This is a genomic window from Streptomyces cinereospinus, assembly GCF_042430725.1.
In the GTDB taxonomy this organism is placed as follows: Bacteria; Actinomycetota; Actinomycetes; order Streptomycetales; family Streptomycetaceae; genus Streptomyces; species Streptomyces cinereospinus.
Genome location: NZ_JBHMCY010000004.1, coordinates 1 through 14,616, shown reverse-complemented (window position 1 = coordinate 14,616; position 14,616 = coordinate 1). Strand labels below are relative to the sequence as shown.

Genomic DNA, 14,616 nt, shown 5'->3' with positions numbered 1-14,616 from the left:
ACCGGCTCCGCTCCGAGGGCCGGCCCTGGCGCCGGCTCCGCTCCGAGGGCCGGCCCTGGCGCCGGCTCCGCTCCGAGGGCCGGCCCCGCCGCCGGCTCCGCTCCGAAGGCCGGTCCCGGCACCGGCTCCGCCCCGAAGGCCGGCCCCGCCGCCGACAGCGCGGCGACCTGGGCCCGCAGGGCCCGGACCTCCTCCGTCAGTGCCGCGATGGCCTCCGTCTGCCGCCGCTCCTCGGCGTCGTCGTCGAAGCGCGCGATGAACCACGCGGCGATGTTCGCGGTCACCACACCGAGCAGGGCGATCCCCGACAGCATCAGCCCCACCGCCAGCAACCGCCCCACCCCGGTCGTCGGCGCGTGGTCCCCGTACCCCACGGTCGTCATCGTGGTGAACGACCACCACACCGCGTCACCCAGTGTCCGGATGTTCCCGCCGGGCGCGTCCCGCTCCACCGACAGCACGGCCAGCGACCCGAACATCAGCAGCCCCACCACCGCGCCGGCCACATAGGTCGTCAGCCGTATCTGCGAGGCGATGCGCGCCCGCCGCCCCACCAGCAGCAGGGTCGACACCAGCCGCAGCAGTCGCAGCGGCTGGAGCAGGGGCAGGACGACCGCGCACAGGTCCAGCCAGTGGCGCCGTACGAAGTCCCGCCGGTCCGGCGTCAGATACAGCCGCACCAGGTAGTCGGCCGCGAACGCCGCCCAGACCACCCACTCCACGATCTGGCAGGCCGCCGTCAGCGTCCGCCCCGCCGAACCGACCACGATCGGCGCCGCGTAGGCGACGGCGAACAGCACGGCCAGTGCCAGCAGCGGCCGTTGGGTGTGCCGTTCCCACCGCAGCTGCGCCGATTGCTCCTTCATGCCCGCATCGTAGGGAACGCGCGAGGGCGGCGGGGCCCGGGCCCCGCCGCCCTCGCCACCGGCCGGACCGGCCGGAACCGCTCGGAGCCGCCCGCGGTGCGACGGCCGCTACGCGTCGCCGCCCGCGACGCCCGGGTCGGCCGCCGCCACGTCGAGGATCCGGTAGCGGTCGATCGCCTGCTTGAGCGCCGACCGGTCCACCTTCCCCTCCTTCGCCAGCTCGGCCAGTACCGCCACCACGATCGACTGCGCGTCGATGTGGAAGAAGCGCCGCGCCGCGCCACGGGTGTCCGCGAAGCCGAAGCCGTCCGCACCCAGCGACTGGTACGTCCCCGGCACCCACCGCGCGATCTGGTCCGGAACCGACCGCATCCAGTCGGAGACGGCCACGAACGGTCCCTCGGCGCCGCTCAGCTTCCGTGTGACGTAGGGCACCCGCTGCTCCTCCTCCGGGTGCAGCAGGTTGTGCTCCTCGCACGCCACGGCGTCCCGCCGCAGCTCGTTCCAGGAGGTCGCCGACCAGACGTCGGCGCGTACGTTCCACTCCTCGGCGAGGATCCGCTGCGCCTCGACCGCCCACGGCACCGCCACGCCCGACGCGACGATCTGCGCCGGGATCGCCCCCGACGTGCCCTCGCTGAACCGGTGGACGCCCTTGAGGATGCCCTCGACGTCCACGTTCTCCGGCTCGGCCGGGTGCTGGATCGGCTCGTTGTAGACGGTCAGGTAGTAGAAGACGTCCTCGCCGTGCGGGTGCTCGGGCGTCCCGCCGTACATCCGGCGCAGACCGTCCTGGACGATGTGCGCGATCTCGAAGCCGAACGCCGGGTCGTACGCCACACAGGCCGGGTTCGTCGAGGCGAGCAGCTGGGAGTGCCCGTCCGCGTGCTGCAGACCCTCGCCGGTCAGTGTCGTACGCCCCGCGGTCGCACCCAGTACGAAACCGCGCGCCAGCTGGTCGGCCATCTGCCAGAACTGGTCGCCGGTGCGCTGGAAGCCGAACATCGAGTAGAAGACGTAGACCGGGATCAGCGGCTCGCCGTGCGTGGCGTACGCCGAACCCGCCGCGATCAGCGACGCCGTGCAGCCCGCCTCGGAGATGCCGTCGTGCAGCATCTGCCCGGTCGGCGACTCCTTGTAGGCGAGCAGCAGCTCCCGGTCGACGGCCTCGTACTGCTGGCCCAGCGGGTTGTAGATCTTCGCGGACGGGAAGAAGGAGTCCATGCCGAACGTGCGGTACTCGTCCGGCGCGATCAGCACGAAACGCTTGCCGATCTCCTTGTCCCGCATGAGGTCCTTGAGCAGCCGGACGAAGGCCATGGTCGTCGCGATGGACTGCTGGCCCGTGCCCTTCTTCACGGTCGCGTACGCCTTGTCGTCCGGCAGCGCGAGCGGCTGGGAGCGGACCACGCGGGTGGGCACGTAACCGCCGAGCGACCTGCGGCGGTCGTGCATGTACTGGATCTCCTCCGACTCCCGGCCCGGGTGGTAGTACGGCGGCGGGCCGGACTCCAGGTCCCGGTCCGAGATCGGCAGGTGCAGCCGGTCCCGGAAGCGCTTGAGGTCGTCGACCGTCAGCTTCTTCATCTGGTGCGTGGCGTTGCGGCCCTCGAAGTTCGGGCCGAGCGTCCAGCCCTTGACCGTCTTGGCCAGGATCACCGTCGGCTGGCCCTTGTGCTCGACGGCCGCCTGGTACGCGGCGAAGATCTTCCGGTGGTCGTGGCCGCCGCGGCCCAGCATCAGGATCTGGTGGTCGGTCATGTTCTCGACCATCGCGCGCAGCCGGTGGTCGTCGCCGAAGAAGTGGTCGCGGATGTAGGCGCCGGTCTCCGTCGCGTACGTCTGGAACTGGCCGTCCGGCGTGGTGTTCATCTTGTTGACCAGCACGCCGTCCCGGTCCCGGGCGAGCAGCGGGTCCCAGGTGCGGTCCCAGATCAGTTTGATCACGTTCCAGCCGGCGCCCCGGAAGACCGACTCCAGTTCCTGGATCACCTTGCCGTTGCCGCGCACCGGGCCGTCCAGCCGCTGCAGGTTGCAGTTGACGACGAAGGTCAGGTTGTCCAGGCCCTCGCGGGCGGCGATGGTCAGCTGGCCGAGCGACTCCGGCTCGTCCATCTCGCCGTCGCCGAGGAAGGCCCACACGTGCGACGCGGAGGTGTCCGCGATCCCGCGCGCGTGCAGGTACCGGTTCATCCGCGCCTGGTAGATCGCGCCGATCGGCCCCAGGCCCATCGACACGGTCGGGAACTCCCAGAACTCCGGCATCAGCCGCGGGTGCGGGTACGACGACAGGCCGTACGGCGCCTTGGACCGCTCCTGGCGGAAGCCGTCCAGGTGCTGCTCGGAGAGCCGGTCGAGCAGGAACGCGCGGGCGTAGATGCCCGGGGAGGCGTGCCCCTGGAAGAAGACCTGGTCGCCGCCGTCGCCCTCGTCCTTGCCCCGGAAGAAGTGGTTGAAGCCCACGTCGTAGAGGGAGGCCGAGGAGGCGAAGGTGGCGATGTGGCCGCCGACGCCGATGCCCGGGCGCTGGGCCCGGGAGACCATCACGGCCGCGTTCCAGCGGGTGGCGTTGAGGATCCTGCGCTCGATCTCCTCGTTGCCCGGGAAGAACGGTTCGTTCTTGGTGGGGATGGTGTTGACGTAGTCCGTGCTGCGCATCTCGGGCACGGCCACGCGCTTCTCGCGGGCCCGCTCGATCAGGCGCAGCATCAGGTAGCGGGCGCGCTCGCGGCCGCGCTCGTCGATGGCGGCGTCGAGGGAGTCCAGCCACTCCTGGGTCTCCTCGGGATCGAAGTCAGGAACCTGACTCGGAAGGCCGCCAATGATGATCGGATTGCGATCGGATCCGGAAGCCACGCTGGTCCTTACCTGTCAGAGGGCCGATTATCGAGGGTTTTCGGTAAGCCTGCACCGTTCCCCATCGTGTACCTCGGGGCTGCAAACGTCACCTCTACTCAGAAGTAACGAATGCCCCGGGGGGAGTCCCCGGGTCGGCTGGTGGCGCAGAGTCATGCGAATCTCGTACCCATGGATGATTCCCAAAGGTGCATATGGGGCAGATAGGTGTGGTGTACGTCACCATCGATCGCGATGGCATGCCTGGAGTTGCGGCGACACGGCCGGGATCGTCACCGTTTCGGCGGTCCGAACCGCCGGGTACTTGCGCGATCCGCCCCGCCCGTGTGGACTACGGCCAATGCTTCGCGCACGCGCGTGGCTGAGTTATTCACCAAGACATGATCAGGAGGCAACCCGTGAGCGCGACCGCGGACCACGCGGAGGAGCGGACGAACCCTGCCGCCAGGCTGGGGTTCCAGCCCGGGCAGGTGGTCCAGGAGATCGGCTACGACGACGACGTCGATCAGGAGCTCCGCGAGGCCATCGAGGAAGCCATCGAGGGCGACCTGATGGACGAGGACTACGAGGACGTGGCCGACGCCGTCGTGCTGTGGTTCCGTGATGACGACGGCGACCTGACGGATGCGCTGGTGGATGCCACCACGTACATCGAGGAAGGCGGCGCGATTCTGCTCCTGACGCCGAAGACCGGCCGTACGGGATACGTGGAGCCGAGCGACATCTCGGAAGCCGCGACCACGGCCGGGCTGACCGCGTCCAAGAGCGTCAGCGTCGGCAAGGACTGGAGCGGCAGCCGTCTGGCGACGCCGAAGGCCGCCAAGTCCAAGCGGTGACCGTTCGTTGAACGAGGGACGGGCTGACCGGGGTCAGCCCGTCCGCCGTCCGCCGGTGATCGCTGCGTAGGGTGGTGTCCACCCGAACAGCCCCACCGAAGGGACGACGATGGCCATCCAGGTCGGCGACAAGGCCCCCGACTTCGAGCTGCAGGACAACCACGGCCGGGCCGTGAAGCTCTCGGACTTCCGCGGTGAGCGGAACGTCGTGCTGCTCTTCTACCCCTTCGCCTTCACCGGCGTGTGCACCGGCGAGCTGTGCGAGGTCCGGGACAAGCTCCCGGAGTTCTCCGACCGCGACACCCAGGTGCTCGCCGTCTCCAACGACTCCATTCACACCCTGCGGGTCTTCGCCGAGCAGGAGAACCTGGAGTATCCGCTGCTCAGCGACTTCTGGCCGCACGGCGAGGTCAGCCGCGCGTACGACGTCTTCGACGAGGACAAGGGCTGCGCGGTGCGCGGCACCTTCGTCATCGACAAGGAGGGCGTGGTCCGCTGGACCGTCGTCAACGGCCTGCCGGACGCCCGTGACCTGAACGAGTACGTCAAGGCGCTCGACACCCTGTGATTCGACGGCCCCAAGGCCTGCTGCGGCCGGGAACCCGTCACTAGGATCGACTCGTTCGATCGAATACCAACGCACGACGGGGCACCCGCCCCTGGACACCAATGGAGGACTCGTGGGAGTCAGCCTCAGCAAGGGCGGCAACGTATCGCTGACCAAGGAGGCCCCGGGCCTGACCGCGGTCATCGTCGGTCTGGGGTGGGACGTGCGCACCACGACCGGCACGGACTTCGACCTCGACGCCAGCGCGCTGCTGCTGAACAACTCGGGCAAGGTCGGCAGCGACCAGCACTTCATCTTCTTCAACAACCTCAAGAGCCCCGACGGCTCGGTCGAGCACACCGGTGACAACCTCACCGGTGAGGGCGAGGGCGACGACGAGCAGATCAAGGTCAACCTGGCCGGCGTCCCCGCCGAGATCGAGAAGATCGTCTTCCCGGTGTCGATCTACGACGCCGAGAACCGCCAGCAGTCCTTCGGCCAGGTCCGCAACGCCTTCATCCGCGTCGTCAACCAGGCCGGCGGCGCCGAGATCGCCCGCTACGACCTCTCCGAGGACGCCTCGACCGAGACCGCGATGGTCTTCGGCGAGCTGTACCGGCACGGCGCGGAGTGGAAGTTCCGCGCCATCGGCCAGGGGTACGCCTCCGGGCTGCGCGGCATCGCGCAGGACTTCGGCGTCAACGTCTGAGCCACGGTCCGTTTCGTTCCGCCCGTCCGGCGCCGCACGTTTGCGTGCGGCGCCGGACGCGCAGGACAACCACATCAGGCAGCACCCAGGGGAGGACAGCATCATGGGCGTCACGCTCGCCAAGGGGGGCAACGTCTCCCTGTCCAAGGCCGCGCCGAACCTCACACAGGTGATGATCGGGCTCGGCTGGGACGCGCGCTCCACCACCGGAGCCCCCTTCGACCTCGACGCCAGCGCCCTGGTGTGCAGCGGCGGACGGGTGCTCGGCGACGAGTGGTTCGTCTTCTACAACCAGCTCAAGAGCCCGGACGGCTCGGTGGAGCACACCGGTGACAACCTCACCGGTGAGGGCGACGGCGACGACGAGTCGATCCTGCTCGACCTCTCCAAGGTGCCCGCCCACTGCGACAAGATCGTCTTCCCGGTCTCGATCCACCTGGCCGACGAGCGCGGCCAGACCTTCGGCCAGGTCAGCAATGCCTTCATCCGCGTGGTGAACCAGGCCGACGGCCAGGAACTCGCGCGCTACGACCTCAGCGAGGACGCCTCCACGGAGACCGCCATGATCTTCGGCGAGGTCTACCGCTACCAGGGAGAATGGAAGTTCCGGGCGGTGGGACAGGGGTACGCGTCGGGGCTGAGAGGCATCGCTCTAGACTTTGGGGTCAACGTTTCGTAAAGCCGGGTGCGGCGCGGGGGAGACCCGTACACCCCGTACACAAGGGATTGGGTAGCCAGTGGTTCTGAAAACCTTCGGCTGGTCGTTCGCGGTCACCGCGCTCGGCCTCGTCGCGGCGGTCTTCTACGGGGGGTGGACCGCCTTCGGCATCGTGGCGATCCTCTGCATCCTCGAAATTTCGCTGTCCTTCGACAACGCGGTGGTCAACGCCGGGATCCTGAAGAAGATGAACGCCTTCTGGCAGCGCATCTTCCTCACCATCGGCATCCTGATCGCCGTGTTCGGCATGCGGCTGGTCTTCCCGGTCGTCATCGTCGCCATCAGCGCCCAGCTCGGCCCGATCGAGGCCGTCGACCTGGCGCTCACCGACAAGGAGCGCTACCAGGAGCTGGTCACCGACGCGCACCCGGCGATCGCCGCGTTCGGTGGCATGTTCCTGCTCATGATCTTCCTCGACTTCATCTTCGAGGACCGCGACATCAAGTGGCTGGGCTGGCTGGAGCGCCCGCTGGCCAAGCTCGGCAAGATCGACATGCTGTCGGTCTGCATCGCCCTGATCGTCCTGCTGATCACCGCGATGACCTTCGCCACCCACGCCCACCTGCACGCCGGCCCCGCCGACAAGGCCGAGACGGTGCTGCTCTCCGGCGTCGCCGGCCTCATCACGTACATGATCGTCGGCGGTCTGTCCGGCTACTTCGAGGACAAGCTGGAGGAAGAGGAGGAGCGCGAGCACGAGCAGGAGGAAGAGGCCCAGCGCAGCGGCAAGCCCGTCATGCTGCTGGCCGGCAAGGCCGCCTTCTTCATGTTCCTCTACCTGGAGGTCCTGGACGCGTCCTTCTCCTTCGACGGTGTGATCGGCGCGTTCGCCATCACCAACGACATCGTGCTGATGGCCCTCGGCCTGGGCGTCGGCGCCATGTACGTCCGGTCGCTCACCGTCTACCTGGTCCGCCAGGGCACCCTCGACGACTACGTCTACCTGGAGCACGGCGCCCACTACGCCATCGGCGCGCTCGCGGTGATCCTGCTGGTCACCATCCAGTACGAGATCTCCGAGCTCATCACCGGCTCGATCGGTGTCGTGCTGATCGCCGCCTCGTTCTGGTCCTCCGTCCGCCGCAACCGCGCCCTCGCGGCCGCCGAGGGTTCGGCAGGCTCGGACAAGACTGAGGTGCCGTCCGGGGTGTGACACCCGTTCGGGTGAGGAACGCTCTGTTCGGGGCGGCCGGCGAGGACGACGTGATGTCCTCGACGGCCGCCCCGTCGGTCGTGGGCGGCAGGGCACGGCACGGCACGGTGAGTGGGGAGTCTGGGGGCGGGAATGGGCTTGTTTGACGGGCTGTGGCGTGGGCGTGCGGCCGTGTTCGACTCGGGCAGCGCGGCCAGCAACGCGATCGAGCTGACCAAGCGGCACAGCCAGGTGTCGCTCACCAAGCAGGAGGCGGCGACCGGGCATCTGCGCATCAACCTGACCTGGCGCATGCGCACCTCCGACATCGGCGGGCCCCAGCGGGAGAGCCTGCTGCGGCACCCCTTCAAGGCGCTCAGGCCGCCGGAGGTCATGGGCCACAGCCAGAGCATGGTCAACGTCGACCTCGACCTGGGCTGCCTGTACGAGCTCCAGGACGGCACCAAGGGCGTCGTCCAGCCGCTCGGCGGCTACCTCGGCGACGTCAACGCACCGCCGTATGTCAAGCTCAGCGGCGACGACCGGTTCGGCTCGGGGTCCGGTGAGACGATCTACGTCAATCTCGACCAGCGCGAGGCCATCAAACGCCTGCTGGTCTTCGTCTACATCTACGACCAGACGCCGGCGTTCGACCGTACCCACGCGATCGTCACGCTCTACCCCAGCAACGGCCCCCGCATCGAGATCGGCCTGGACGAACGTCACCCCCAGGCCCGGTCCTGCGCGGTCGTGATGATCGAGAACGTGAAGAACGAGGTGTGGGTGCGGCGCGAGGTGAAGTTCGTCTACGGCTTCCAGGCGGAGCTGGACCGGTTGTACGGGTGGGGGCTCCAGTGGGGCAGGGGGCACAAGGTCAAGTCACAGCGCTGAGGCCGGCCGCCGGGGCTCGTCACTCCTCGGCCCCGACGACCGGCAAGGACCGGCAAGCCACCCCGCGGACCCGTCGGCCTGCCGGCCTGGTGTTCTGAGGCCGGGCGGTGTAAGCGGCCCAGCGGCCCTGGGGTCTGTCTGGTGGCGGATGTTGGCCGGGTTCGCGGAGCCGGAGGACCAGAGGATGAGTGCCGCACGGTGGAGTCCTGCCCGGTAGCGGGCGGCCAGCCTGTCGAACCGTGTCGCGATGGCCCGGAACTGCTTGAGCCGTGAGAAACAGCGCTCCACCACGTTGCGGGGCTTACAGAGGTCGCGGGCGAAGGCCGGTGGCCTGCCGTCGTGCGGCCTCAAGCCGCACGTTGGTGGAGACGTGCAAGCTGTCGACCGATTCGCAGTTCGTGGCCAAGGTCCGTGACGTGGTGGGCATCTACCTGTCCCCGCCGGAGAGCGCCCTGGTTCTGGCGGTGGACGAGACCGAGCCGGTCAAGAAATGGCTGCTTCGGCCCCCTGCTTCCACCTGCACTTCACCCCCACCTCGGCGTCCTGGCTCAGCCTCGTCGAGGGCTGGTTCGCCCGGCTGACCCGTCGCGAAGTCCGCCGCACGGCCCACCGCAGCGTCGCCGAACTGGAACGGACATCCGCGACTGGACCAACGAGTGGGACAAGAACCCCCTGCCGTTCGTCTGGACAAAGACCGCCGACGACACCCTTGCCGCGTACTGCCCACGAAGTAACGACTCAGGACACTAGTTAGGGCCTTCGCCATGTTCTTGCGACTGTTGCCGGATGCGCTGGGCCACTTCCATTCAACGTACTCGACGGCGAAGTCGAACCAGTTCGTATCAATAAGCACAGCCTGCCCCGGCAGCACCGAGCCCGGAACCAGGCCGAACTCGCCACCGAGACCCGCCGGTTTTTCCGCAGACGGCAACGTCAGCCACACATCGTCCGCGGCTACTTCGGAGGCCCCACCGTCCGTTACGTCCTGGACGAGAACCCCATGAGTTTCTGATCAAATAAGACGATGCACCGAACTGCATGACGCCTTCGTTTACCTCGCCAGCAGCCTGACCTCCTGGAGTCGACTCAAGAAAGGTCCGACCATGATCATGTTGTGAACTCCTACATAGGGCTTGAATCCCAGAAGTGGAGTGGATGATACTGTTTGCGGACGAGGATTCGGCCAAAATGAGCCCAAGGGGCGGATGTTCGATCCCTCGCTTGCGCAATTGGAAGACCGTGCGAAGTTCGGCGGCGATAATGCGACACCGCGCACCGAAGTGACCTGAAGTCGCTGGTATTGCGTAAGTGTAAACCGGGGCATGTCACACGTCGGCGCCTATTGGCAGGTCGCCCAGTGGTCCGCTTTCGGGGGCCAGGCGAAGATCGGCCACGGGGTGAAGCCTTGCACGGGCGGATAGTTGCTACGGTCTCTTTGCGCCGTGCTGTCTGAAACTGAGCGTTGTCGAAATGCTCCGCAACGTGATTCCATCCGATCTTGCAAGCATCTGGGGGGGAAGCTTCTGCCGGTACGGACGAGGCGTTCGTGCTGCGTAACGCGGCTTGCCTGACAGCGTGATCCCGAGGTGCCTGTGTACATGGAATGTCGGAAATCACGAGATGGAGAGCACGTGAGAATCAAGAAGGCTATCGCTGCCGTCATGCTCGTCGGCTCCGCCCTGATGATTACGCCCGTGGCCAACGCGGCGATAAGCGACTGCAACAACGACAACATGTGCATGTGGGGCAATAACGATTACCAATGGATGATCGGCGAGCGGGCCCACGGCAGCGGCACGCTCGTCAATCTGAGCGGCGACAACGACAACGCGATGGACTCGTGGTCCAACGAGTCGGGCACCCACTCGGGCTGTATGTACGGCGCCTTCAACGGCACTGGCGACAGGCAGGGCATGGCTCCGGAAGCCAATGACAACAACGTCTCGCCGCTGAACAGCGACGAGGTCAGCTCGTGGCGAACCAGGTACGGCTGCTAAACCGTTCAGAGAGCAGAAGGGCTGACGACATGACCGGAGCACCGCTCATCAAAACGCGCGACTTGTGTAAAGCCTACCGATCGGCAGTGGAAACGGTGTGGGCCGCACGGGAGGTGAACTTAGCCGCCAGCGCGGGCGAGTTCGTCTGCGTATATGGGGCGAGCGGCTCCGGGAAGTCGACCCTGCTGAACCTGCTGGCCGGCCTGGATGTCGCCGATACCGGTGACATCCAGGTCGCCGGTGTCGACGTCAGTGCGGCGGATGAGGCCCAGCGCGCGCGGCTGCGGTTGGATGCCGTCGGAGTGGTCTTCCAGCACCACCAGCTGGTGGAGGAGTTCACCGCCGCCGAGAACGTTGCGTTGCCGCTGGAGGCGCGCGGGGATACGTCCTCTGCCGCCCGTGCAGAGGCTGTCGCCCAATTGGCCCGCGTGGGCCTGGCCGGGCTGGAGGACCGACTTCCAGGTCAGCTATCCGGCGGCCAGCGGCAGCGGGTGGGTATTGCCCGCGCGCTGGCCGGTGACCGCGCCGTGCTCCTGGCGGACGAGCCGACAGGAGCGCTGGATTCGGCCGCTACGAGGGAGATGTTCATACTGCTGCGGAAGTTGTGCGACGAGGGGGTGCTGGCAGTGGTCTGCTCCCATGACCCCCGCTGCCGGGAGTTCGCCGACTCGGTTTATGAGGTAGTCGACGGCCGACTGGAACACCGCTGATGGCGCGGCAGCCGAAGCAGGCCGACAAGGGCAATTCGGTCCTGCCGCAGCCACGGCTCGCGGCACGGCTGGCATGGCGGCTGGGCCGGCGCCAGGGCCAATGGATTGGTGCCTCTTCAACGGTGTTCGTGGCGGGTCTGTTCACGATGGCCATGTTCATCGCGTTGTCGACGCTGTCACTCTCAGGTGCTCAGGAGGCCGATCGCGACTTGGGCCGTTTCGACGCTCTCGCGAGCGCTGAGATGACGCTTGCCCCCGGCAGTAAGACGCCGGCCCCGGCCATGGCCGGGGCGGCGCAGCAGGCCGGTGCGAACGAGTCCGCCGCCTTCCTCACCGCGCTCGACGTGCAGCTCGCCGTCACTCCGGCACGGAACGTGACCCTGCTGGAGGGGCAGTGGAAGCCCAACCCGTACCCGGCTGTCTACGAGTTGATGGCCGGGCGCTGGCCGCAACAGCCGGGCGAGATCGTTGTGACCGACCCAGGGGACGTCAAAGCCGCGGCCGGCCAGACGCTCACCGTGCTCGGTGACGCTCGGCTGCGCGTGGTGGGCGTCGCAGACAACCACTACGCAAAAACCTCGGCCCTGCTCGCCGCGCCAGGCACGTGGAGCAGTCTCGACCCGAAACTCGCTGAGGGCTACCCCTCCCTGGCCGCACAGCCGTACCTGCTGTGGACCGGGGGTCCAGAACAAGCCGTCATGGATGCGGTGACAAAGGCGCTCACGTCGTACAGCGATGGCTCCAGCTCACAGGAGGCCAAGGGCGGACCGGAACTTCTGCCCGGCCCGCCGACCCTTCGGGCACAGCTGGAGACCAAAGCAGCCGATTACTGGATCGAGAAGTCCCCCGCCGGATATGCCATCCCCGCCGTTTTGGTCCCCATCGGCGCCGTGCTGCTGATGTTCGGGCTCGTCGACCGACGCCTGCGGCGCACCACGGAGACCATGGTCTCCGTGGGGCTGCGACCCGCCACCACGGTAGCGGCCGTGAGCTTCGCCTGCGTGGCATGGTGCCTGGCGGCAGCTACCGCCGGTGCCGCTGCCGGAGTTGCCACCGGCTGGTCCCTACGACCTCTCCTGGCGTACCTGCAAGACCGGCCGGTGGGAGATGTCGAAGGAATGACAGACGCTGCTACGCAGCTCCTCGCTCTGGTCGCGGCAACCGGAGTACTGACCGGCGCGGGGCTGCTCCTGGCCCGCCGGACCCGCAGTGAGCAGCCTCACCCCACCACCACGTCACCGGCACACCAGCCGCGGGCGAATAATCTCCGTAAGAAGAGCGCTGCCACGGTTGTCCGCGATGTCCGCCAGCTGGCCGCGCTGGGCGTCTGGTGCGTCTGCATGGTCTATACGGCGACACGCCTCGACACCCCGTCCGAGGGCATGTTCCTGACCGCCCTGATCACGGCCGCGGTGGTGCTGACGTTGCCGGAGCTCTTCGGACTCGCGACCCGCCTGCTCACGGAGCGTGACGCCCGCCGCAGGCTGGCCCGCCGTCAACTGCAGGCCGACCGACGGCGGGCACAGGCCGCCCTCGCCGTCCTTACTGTGATCATCGGCGCCAGCCTGGGCATGCTCGCCCTTCTCGACACCCTGATCCGCAGCAGCGAGAACACCGTGCAACCGGAGGTCCTGCCCGGCCAGGTGCTACTGGCACACCGGGCCAGCAGCGCCTTCGCACCGCCAGAGGGGATGCTCACCGTGCTCAAGGAGAGCAACGTTCTCGAAGGCCTTCCCCAGGTGGAACTCCACCGCCTCTCGAAGGAGTCCGTGGACGAGACCGGCCCCGTCCCCAGCACAACTCGCCAAGGCAACGACGGCGGCATCCTAGCCGTCGACTCACCCGACGATGTCCCCGTCCTGACCGGCCGCCCCCTTACCGCCGACCAGCGTGCGCTGCTCAACCGCGGCGGCCTCCTCGTCTGGGCGGACCGCGACAACGCCCCGCCCTCCGAAGGACAGCCGACCCGACTTGTGGTGGCTGAGGACGACCGTATCCTCAGCGAAACCCCTCCCCTGCCCTCCAAGCCACTGGAACTGGCACGCACGGGCTGGCGCGCCGGCACGGACGGGATCCTTCTCGTCGACACCGCCCGCCGCCTTGACCTCCCCATCGCCGTGCGGGGCCCGATCATGGTCGCCGGCGCCGACGACGGCCAGGACGCGCGCGCGCAACAGATTCTCCAGGACCACGCGATCGACGCGCGCGCCGCCTACATCTATGTCGAGCCCGAACCACCGGTCCCGGATACAGCGCTCTACGTCTCCGCCGCGGCCTTGGCCCTGCTTGCGCTCACCACCGTCCTCACCGCGCTCCGCGGCCAGACCCGAGCACTGAAGACCTACATCGACAGCCTCATCGCGCTGGGCATCCCGCCATCCTGGGGCCGCCACATCATTCTCTGGCAGTACGCCCTGCTTCTGGGAACCGCCACTCTCCTCGGGCTCTTCATCGCCATCGTCCCGACCGTGGCTCTGGCCACCCAGGTCCCCGACTTCGAGCTCAGCATTCCCTGGGGACAGATGGGCCTGCTCCTCGCCACTCTCGCCCTGGCCTCCGCACTCGCCGCAACCCGATCGACGCTCGCTCTACGCCGGTAGGGGCAGCGTCCACGCGAGCCTGACCCGGCAGGCCGTGCCGTGGGAGGCCGTGATCGCACTCGACGGTGCCTCGCCCGACCGCCTGCCGGCCCCGCTCGCACAGGATGCCCGCGTTCGCACCCTGTCGCTGCCCCGGCCGGTCGGCGCCGCCTGCGCCCGCAACCTGGCCCTGAACCACGTACGCACCCCGTATACCAACTGGGCGGATGACGATGACGAGTTCACCGACGATGCGATGGCCGTACGGCTGAACACCCTGGAGTCGATCGGGGTCGGCTGGTGTGCGGGCTGGAGCGAGGACCACTACCCCGACGGCTCGACGACCCTGTGGCGCTGCCCCACGCCGCCCGGCCGGCACGAGGCCGGCGACGTGTGGACGTACTGGAAGTCGCCGGCGGACACCATCCCCATCGGGCCGACCACGATCCTCGCCCGCACCGACCTCGTGCGCGCCGCGCCGATGGGCGGCCTCGTCCAGGGCGAGGACTACTGCGCAGCCCTCGGCGTCACCGCGCTCGCGCGCGGGATCCTGCTGCCGGTGCCCGTGTACAGGTACCGCAAGTGGAACGGGCAGATGACAGCCCAGGTCGGATACGACCAGCTGGGGGTGGCTGCCCGCGAGCACGCCTGGGCGTACGGCCGCAGCCTGCGCTCCGTCCTGCACGGCGAGGACCTTCTACTGATCTTTTCGTAAGTTCAGTGGGTGTAGTGGGTGGATGGTCAGGCCGGTATGGGCGAGGAATGACCATGGCAG

General features: G+C 68.0%; 12 protein-coding genes and 2 pseudogenes. 11 read left to right on the top strand and 3 right to left on the bottom strand.

Annotation, left to right across the window (positions count from 1 at the left end; genetic code table 11):
* A partial coding sequence (locus tag ACFF45_RS02765) for a potassium channel family protein (RefSeq protein ID WP_381341354.1) occupies positions 1-866 on the bottom strand: 866 nt, incomplete at its 3' end.
* Positions 867-974: 108 nt separating this feature from the next.
* Positions 975-3,722, bottom strand: coding sequence for a pyruvate dehydrogenase (acetyl-transferring), homodimeric type (gene aceE / locus ACFF45_RS02760; RefSeq protein ID WP_381341351.1), 2,748 nt, complete (start codon positions 3,720-3,722; stop codon positions 975-977).
* Between the two features lie 398 nt (positions 3,723-4,120).
* On the opposite strand from aceE, the gene ACFF45_RS02755 reads away from it, so the two are divergent.
* From ACFF45_RS02755 to ACFF45_RS02730, 6 genes are all read left to right on the top strand, one after another.
* Complete coding sequence (locus ACFF45_RS02755; protein WP_053758588.1) at positions 4,121-4,558, top strand: DUF3052 domain-containing protein; 438 nt, start codon at positions 4,121-4,123, stop codon at positions 4,556-4,558.
* Between the two features lie 109 nt (positions 4,559-4,667).
* Complete coding sequence (locus ACFF45_RS02750) at positions 4,668-5,126, top strand: peroxiredoxin (protein WP_381341348.1); 459 nt, start codon at positions 4,668-4,670, stop codon at positions 5,124-5,126.
* A gap of 112 nt (positions 5,127-5,238) precedes the next feature.
* Positions 5,239-5,814 (top strand): calcium homeostasis/redox stress adaptation protein, encoded by a 576-nt coding sequence (locus ACFF45_RS02745; RefSeq protein ID WP_381341346.1) that lies wholly within the window; start codon positions 5,239-5,241, stop codon positions 5,812-5,814.
* 103 nt (positions 5,815-5,917) lie between these two features.
* Positions 5,918-6,493, top strand: a complete 576-nt coding sequence (locus tag ACFF45_RS02740; protein WP_381341344.1) for a TerD family protein — start codon at positions 5,918-5,920, stop codon at positions 6,491-6,493.
* Positions 6,494-6,551: 58 nt separating this feature from the next.
* Complete coding sequence (locus ACFF45_RS02735; RefSeq protein ID WP_381341341.1) at positions 6,552-7,685, top strand: DUF475 domain-containing protein; 1,134 nt, start codon at positions 6,552-6,554, stop codon at positions 7,683-7,685.
* 132 nt (positions 7,686-7,817) lie between these two features.
* On the top strand, positions 7,818-8,555 hold the full coding sequence (locus ACFF45_RS02730) for a TerD family protein (RefSeq protein WP_381341338.1): 738 nt from the start codon (positions 7,818-7,820) through the stop codon (positions 8,553-8,555).
* A gap of 133 nt (positions 8,556-8,688) precedes the next feature.
* Here the strand turns inward: ACFF45_RS02730 and ACFF45_RS02725 are convergent.
* A pseudogene (locus tag ACFF45_RS02725) lies at positions 8,689-8,891 on the bottom strand (IS5/IS1182 family transposase); the annotation flags it as partial.
* A gap of 29 nt (positions 8,892-8,920) precedes the next feature.
* Here ACFF45_RS02725 and ACFF45_RS02720 point away from each other — a divergent pair.
* The 5 genes and pseudogenes from ACFF45_RS02720 to ACFF45_RS02700 form a co-directional block, all read left to right on the top strand.
* A pseudogene (locus tag ACFF45_RS02720) lies at positions 8,921-9,305 on the top strand (hypothetical protein); the annotation flags it as partial.
* Positions 9,306-10,186: 881 nt separating this feature from the next.
* A complete protein-coding gene (locus ACFF45_RS02715) occupies positions 10,187-10,552 on the top strand; it encodes a peptidase inhibitor family I36 protein (RefSeq protein WP_381341335.1) in 366 nt (121 codons plus the stop codon).
* A gap of 29 nt (positions 10,553-10,581) precedes the next feature.
* A complete protein-coding gene (locus tag ACFF45_RS02710; RefSeq protein ID WP_381341333.1) occupies positions 10,582-11,262 on the top strand; it encodes an ABC transporter ATP-binding protein in 681 nt (226 codons plus the stop codon).
* Positions 11,262-13,862 (top strand): hypothetical protein, encoded by a 2,601-nt coding sequence (locus ACFF45_RS02705; RefSeq protein ID WP_381341330.1) that lies wholly within the window; start codon positions 11,262-11,264, stop codon positions 13,860-13,862. Before ACFF45_RS02710 ends, ACFF45_RS02705 begins: the two co-directional genes overlap by 1 nt.
* Before the next feature lie 19 nt (positions 13,863-13,881).
* The gene (locus tag ACFF45_RS02700; protein ID WP_381341696.1) at positions 13,882-14,556 is read left to right on the top strand and encodes a glycosyltransferase family 2 protein; all 675 of its coding nucleotides are present in this window, start codon (positions 13,882-13,884) and stop codon (positions 14,554-14,556) included.
* The last annotated feature ends 60 nt before the right edge of the window (positions 14,557-14,616 follow it).